Source organism: Methanospirillum sp. (assembly GCF_035560735.1).
In the GTDB taxonomy this organism is placed as follows: Archaea; Halobacteriota; Methanomicrobia; order Methanomicrobiales; family Methanospirillaceae; genus Methanospirillum.
On record NZ_DATMYY010000044.1, the window covers coordinates 1 to 5297 of the forward strand.

The window sequence follows — 5297 nt, forward strand, 5'->3', positions numbered from 1 at the left end:
CAGCCAGAATGGCAGAGAGGCTATGCAGCTGACTGCAGATCAGCACAGCCCGGTTCAATTCCGGGTTCTGGCTCTAGATAATTATAGCTACTATTTTCAAGTTCAGGCTCTTAAATGTAGATCAACTCAATCGTTATTTTCAGGATGGGCCAAGAACCGAGATCAATACCACTGTTATTTCCAGGTTCGGGCACTGAAATAATAGGAATCGGGAGGCTACTTCCGAATTTTGGAATTTTTTTGCTTCTCGCTCGTTTACGTCAAAAATAAGTATTCCATTAGGTTCACGAATGATGGATATACATTCAACAAGCTATTATCCTCAAAATTACGAACTCTGTATATGCAACGAGTAGATACCCGGATTCTGATCCTGATACTCTGTCTTATGGCAGTCATACTATCAGCCGGCTGCACAAATCCTGACACCGGGAACCAGACAATCTCAAAATCGAATTCACCACAATCTACTCACATAACCCAATCAGGTAATGAGTCATCGTGGATGACTGTACCAATAACTGATACAATCACCGGAAAGCAGACCACCATTGAAGAACTGGCAGAAGAAGGAAAACCGGTAATAATCCATTCATTTGCAGTCTGGTGCCCGGCCTGTTCAATACAACTCCGTGAAACTGCAAAACTCCTCAAAGAAAACCCGGGAGCATACACAGTACTGGGAATAGATCTGGATTCACGGGAAAATACTGAAATGATAAAGAGTCATATTGAGAAAAACCAGTTTGTTGGGATGTACATTGCTGCCCCCACTGAATTGACAAAGGGTTTAATCCAGACAGTAGGGCCAAAAGTTGTGCAGTCACTCCCTCAGACCCTGATCATATGCAATAAAAAAATCACGTACGTAGGGGACGGGGCGTTTCCTGAATCTAAACTGAAATCAATCCTATCAGAGCTTTGTTAATACACAAGAAGAATGAAAGGTCCAGAAATTTCTGGAACCTGATATTTACTCATCTGGACTTTATGCCAGACCTTTTTTAATCAGTTATCAAAGACAACTGCCCACAACATCTTATCCGCCCGAAACGGGGGGAAAGAGTTTAATCTCATCGCCTTCATGGACCGGTGTTGAAAGACCGTCAAGATCTTTAAAACCGGTTCCGTTCACCAGAATGTTCACGTACCGCTTCAATTCTCCATCCTGAAACAGAAGAGCGGTAAGACCAGGATACCGGCTCGTCAATTCAGTAATAATATCCTGTACGGTCTTGACATTGTCAAGTTCAACATCTTTTACACCGGCTGTTTCCCGGTAGTTTGCAAACAGAATTACTTTAAGAGTCATAATTATTGCCTATATTTCTTCTCTGATCTATTTCAGATGTGAGCATGCAGGGCAATGGGGATTGCGGACGATTGGAATCTCATGGAATTCCAGATACTCACCATCATATATCACCATGCGGTTTAAAGCGAGTTGACCTACGCCGGTAAGAGCCTTAATAGCTTCAGTCACCTGCAATGTTCCAAGGACACCTGGCGTTGCCCCCAGTACCGGAAAGACCTCTTTGGGAGGAGCTTCTGGTACCAGACATTCAAGACATGGGGTCTTGCCAGGAATAATTGTGGTAAGACGACCTTCCAGACCCCATACAGATGCATGGATGAATGGAATGTTATGGTGAATTGCTGCCTTATTGAGAAGATACCGGGTTGGGTAATTATCCATTGCATCAATGATGAGGTCAGCACCCTTGGTGAGATCCAGATAATTATCCTCATCAATCTTCTCCTGAAGGGCTGTCACTTTGATAGAAGGATTAATGGCAGCAAGTTTCACACTGGCGCTCTTGACTTTATACTGGTCAACATTCTCATCCCAGTGCAATATCTGACGGTTCAGGTTTGACAGGTCAACAATATCCATATCAACAATGACAAGATGGCCAACCCCTGCTACAGCAAGATACGTTGCGACCGGACTACCAAGCCCGCCACATCCTGCGATAAACACAGTGGCATCTTTCAGTTTCTCCTGCCCGGCATCACCAAATCCACGAATCAGAATTTGGCGGTTATATCGCTTTTGATCGTACGGTGTTAATGTCATACAAACAAGTCAGTACTATGAGTTCCGTGATGATCCATAAAACCCCGGTGATCCGGGCAAATTTTGACATCATCACCACCTCTGGTATTCATTTAATTCAGTCCCGATAATGGTGGCCAGCCGGATGAATCTCATTCACAATGGTCAGATCAAAGATATCATCTTCAGAAATTCGATTCACAGTTGATCCAAGGGTATGCAATGTATGAGAAAAATCCTTTGTTGATTTGACATACTCCGGTGGAAGGGCCGCACAATAATGCGGAGATATCCGATATGCCTCCTCTACAAAGATTTCATCTACAAATCCACAGGTATCTGCAACAATTTTTGCACATTCCCCGGGATTTTTGCGTATCATCTGGCATGCATCCTCATGAGCCTGGATAAAAGCCGGAACAATGTCTCCTCTTCTTATCAGGTCATCGGTAGCAATGATCCCATAACTTGGATTAAACGGCCATATTTTCTCAGCAGGAACCACGATCTGTGCAGATCCATACCGGCGTGCTGCCACCGCAAGTGCAGGAGTCCCGGCTGCAGCTGCTATCTCCCCATCTTCAAGAGCATCATGAAGAAAATCAGCCCAGGCATAATTCTTCACATGAACTGTTTCTTTTCCATATCTGGAAAGAAGGTCCCTCACGATGATATCATGAATAGAACCCTTGGGAGGAGTTCCAATACTCTTTCCTGCGAACTGATCGAGAAAATCATTCATATCAGAATATGAATCCAGTGGGAGAACAGCAGGGCCTGCAATGATTACTGTGCCTTCAATATGACCTCCGGCAACGCATCGTGCCTGAAGTCCCCGGTCAAGACCAATAATAAACGGAGGAAGTCCAAGATATGCAAGATCGAGGTCACCTTTCTCCATTGCCCTGATGATATCTGGACCAGAAGGAAAAAGAGTCCACTCAGCCTGAATCTGGTTCTTTTCCAGAAGATCAGTGCCCATTAAAATGAAAGCCGTATGGTATACTGTTGAAAGATGACCAATACGGATTCGATGAAGTGTCATAAGAGTATATCAGAGAATCCTGATATCCTCCACACGGACGTGTATACCGTCCTTTTTCTGAAGAACCATGTTTACAAGAGCCGTGTGTGCGAGATCGATCATACAATAACCGGGAAGGAAATACTGCCTGATTCCCAGAATCGGTGGTCGTTTTATCGGCTCTGCAATTCCCTCAAACGCATGAACGTGATAAGCCTGAACATCATGGGCCTCCTCTGAACGGGCTGCAAGGGGACCTACAGTATGGCATTCAAGGACACCGGTAACCGGATTTGCAGACAGAACCCTGAGTGCATGGTAGAGCGGACAACCAGGGCCTGCCGGCCTGCCAGTTATTAAATCTCCAGCCTTGATATCCCATTTTTCAACAAGATCTGCTCTAAAGGGAACGACAAATTTCCGTGCAGATGGTTCTCCGGGAAAGGCCTTGATTACAAAGTCATACTCTTTTCCTGCAACATCAACTCCTGAATAGGATACCGTTCTGGCAGTATGTTCTGATGCAGTCACCGAATACGGACAATCTTCCTTTGACCTATCGCCAGTTAAGAGAGCTTTTGAGAACTCGGTACAGGTGGAGAATCCACATGCACCACAATCCCTGCCTGGAGGTTGCCAGACCATCTTGTTCAGTCACCCCGGTAGATAGGTTCTGCATTGTCCAGGGTTCTAATGATTCCAAAATGATTCTGCCATCCGATCTCCTTCTTACCGATGCAGACCGTGCAGACTCCGAGAGGAGGAGTTCCGCGGAGGGTAACTGTTCCGGCATCCTCAACATCAGGGAATGACCTGATCTTGTTTATCAGGAACCGCAGACCGGATCCCTGAAGTGCATTAGTCTCAATTATCTCAATTTCAGGAGAGGCAGAGAGGATACCCTCACGGTACACTTCTTTTTCAGCCTGTGAAACGAGATCAACCTTGGTGACTACAGCAACATCAGCAAGGGCTATCATCGGAGCCATCTTAAGGGGAGCTTTGCTTCCTGACACTGCAGAAAGGACGACGACTCCAAGAGACTGGGTAGTATATGGAGTACACCTCAAACAAAGTCCAGCACTCTCCACAATCAGGAGATCAGATTCAACTGCAACTGCCCAGGCAAGGGCATCGGCAAGGACCAGGATACCCATATGATCAGGACAGACATCGCCGGAGTAGGTTTTGCGGGTTGGAATGCCAAACTCTTCTCTCAGTTCTTCATCCTCAAAGGCTCTGACGACATCGATCTTCAGGTATGATGGCTTGAACTCTCCAGAGAGTTCCTTGATAACCTGCCTGATAACTGCAGTCTTTCCTACGCTTGGTGGTCCGGCAACAATGAGAAGTTTCATGCTGTCACCTTTGCTTTCGAAATAACCACCGGTGCATCAGAAAAGCGCTCACCAAATCGCAGTTTTTCTCTGATACCAGAGACATACTGGTCGATTTCAGATAATTTTCTTACAAGGGTCTGTTCAGATCCTGCTGGGTGAATTACCTCACGAACGGCTCCATTCTGCATAACAATTCTCCGGTCAGTGCTCAGGGCAAGCAGAGGATCGTGCGTGACGAGGATAACAGCACGGCGATGCTCTTTGATCCTGGTGATGACCCTTTCCTTATCAATTCCTGCATTCTCTACTTCGTCAAGAAGGAGGATAGGGGCGTCACCGATCCGAATAGCATCTGCGATAAAGAGCGAGCGGGTCTGACCTCCTGAAAGGGCAGTCATACGATAGTGTGGGAGGATCTTCTCACCAGTGAACTCGTTTGCCAGCTCAACGGTTTCAAGAAGAAGGGACTGACCGGCAATTCCCCTGGCCTTCATGTGCAATGCGAGAAAATCAGCGACTTTCAAATCTGCTATACACCGGTTATTCTGAGTAATCATAACAATCGGCTTTTTTGCGGGATTGCGTACCATCTCTTCCGGAGGTTCGACGCCATTGATCTTGATAGTTCTCCGGGTGATTGTATCTCCCTGCGCAAGAACTTCAATGTCATTAATGAATGCAGATTTGCCTGATCCGGTTGATCCAACGATGGATACGGAGTCACCAGGCTGAATATCAATCCGCTCAAAAAGCTCCTCCTGACCGTCTCTGCTCCGGCCTGGCAGGATAGTGATGATATAATTCTGGAGGGATTCCATGAAGTATCGTCTATGTCTGGGCATTTAAGGAGATAGAAAGCGGCAACAGTAAATTACCC

Annotated in this window: 7 protein-coding genes; 1 reads left to right on the plus strand and 6 read right to left on the minus strand. The window is 46.0% G+C overall.

Annotated features, from left to right (window positions below; translation table 11 throughout):
* Positions 1-343 precede the first annotated feature (343 nt).
* On the plus strand, positions 344-928 hold the full coding sequence (locus VN429_RS01160; RefSeq protein WP_325628900.1) for a TlpA family protein disulfide reductase: 585 nt from the start codon (positions 344-346) through the stop codon (positions 926-928).
* Between the two features lie 111 nt (positions 929-1039).
* Here the strand turns inward: VN429_RS01160 and VN429_RS01165 are convergent, their stop codons facing one another.
* The 6 genes from VN429_RS01165 to VN429_RS01190 all read right to left on the minus strand — a co-directional run bounded on the left by VN429_RS01165 (position 1040) and on the right by VN429_RS01190 (position 5238).
* On the minus strand, positions 1040-1312 hold the full coding sequence (locus VN429_RS01165) for a ubiquitin-like small modifier protein 1 (protein ID WP_325628902.1): 273 nt from the start codon (positions 1310-1312) through the stop codon (positions 1040-1042).
* 27 nt (positions 1313-1339) lie between these two features.
* Positions 1340-2077 carry a HesA/MoeB/ThiF family protein gene (locus VN429_RS01170; RefSeq protein ID WP_325628903.1) on the minus strand — a complete coding sequence of 246 codons (738 nt, stop codon included), beginning with the start codon at positions 2075-2077 and terminating at the stop codon, positions 1340-1342.
* 97 nt (positions 2078-2174) lie between these two features.
* A complete protein-coding gene (locus VN429_RS01175; protein ID WP_325628905.1) occupies positions 2175-3101 on the minus strand; it encodes an ABC transporter substrate-binding protein in 927 nt (308 codons plus the stop codon).
* Between the two features lie 9 nt (positions 3102-3110).
* Positions 3111-3725, minus strand: coding sequence for a (Fe-S)-binding protein (locus tag VN429_RS01180; RefSeq protein WP_325628907.1), 615 nt, complete (start codon positions 3723-3725; stop codon positions 3111-3113).
* A gap of 5 nt (positions 3726-3730) precedes the next feature.
* A complete protein-coding gene (locus VN429_RS01185) occupies positions 3731-4438 on the minus strand; it encodes a GTP-binding protein (protein WP_325628909.1) in 708 nt (235 codons plus the stop codon).
* Positions 4435-5238 (minus strand): ATP-binding cassette domain-containing protein, encoded by an 804-nt coding sequence (locus tag VN429_RS01190; RefSeq protein ID WP_325628912.1) that lies wholly within the window; start codon positions 5236-5238, stop codon positions 4435-4437. Before VN429_RS01190 ends, VN429_RS01185 begins: the two co-directional genes overlap by 4 nt.
* Positions 5239-5297: the final 59 nt, after the last annotated feature.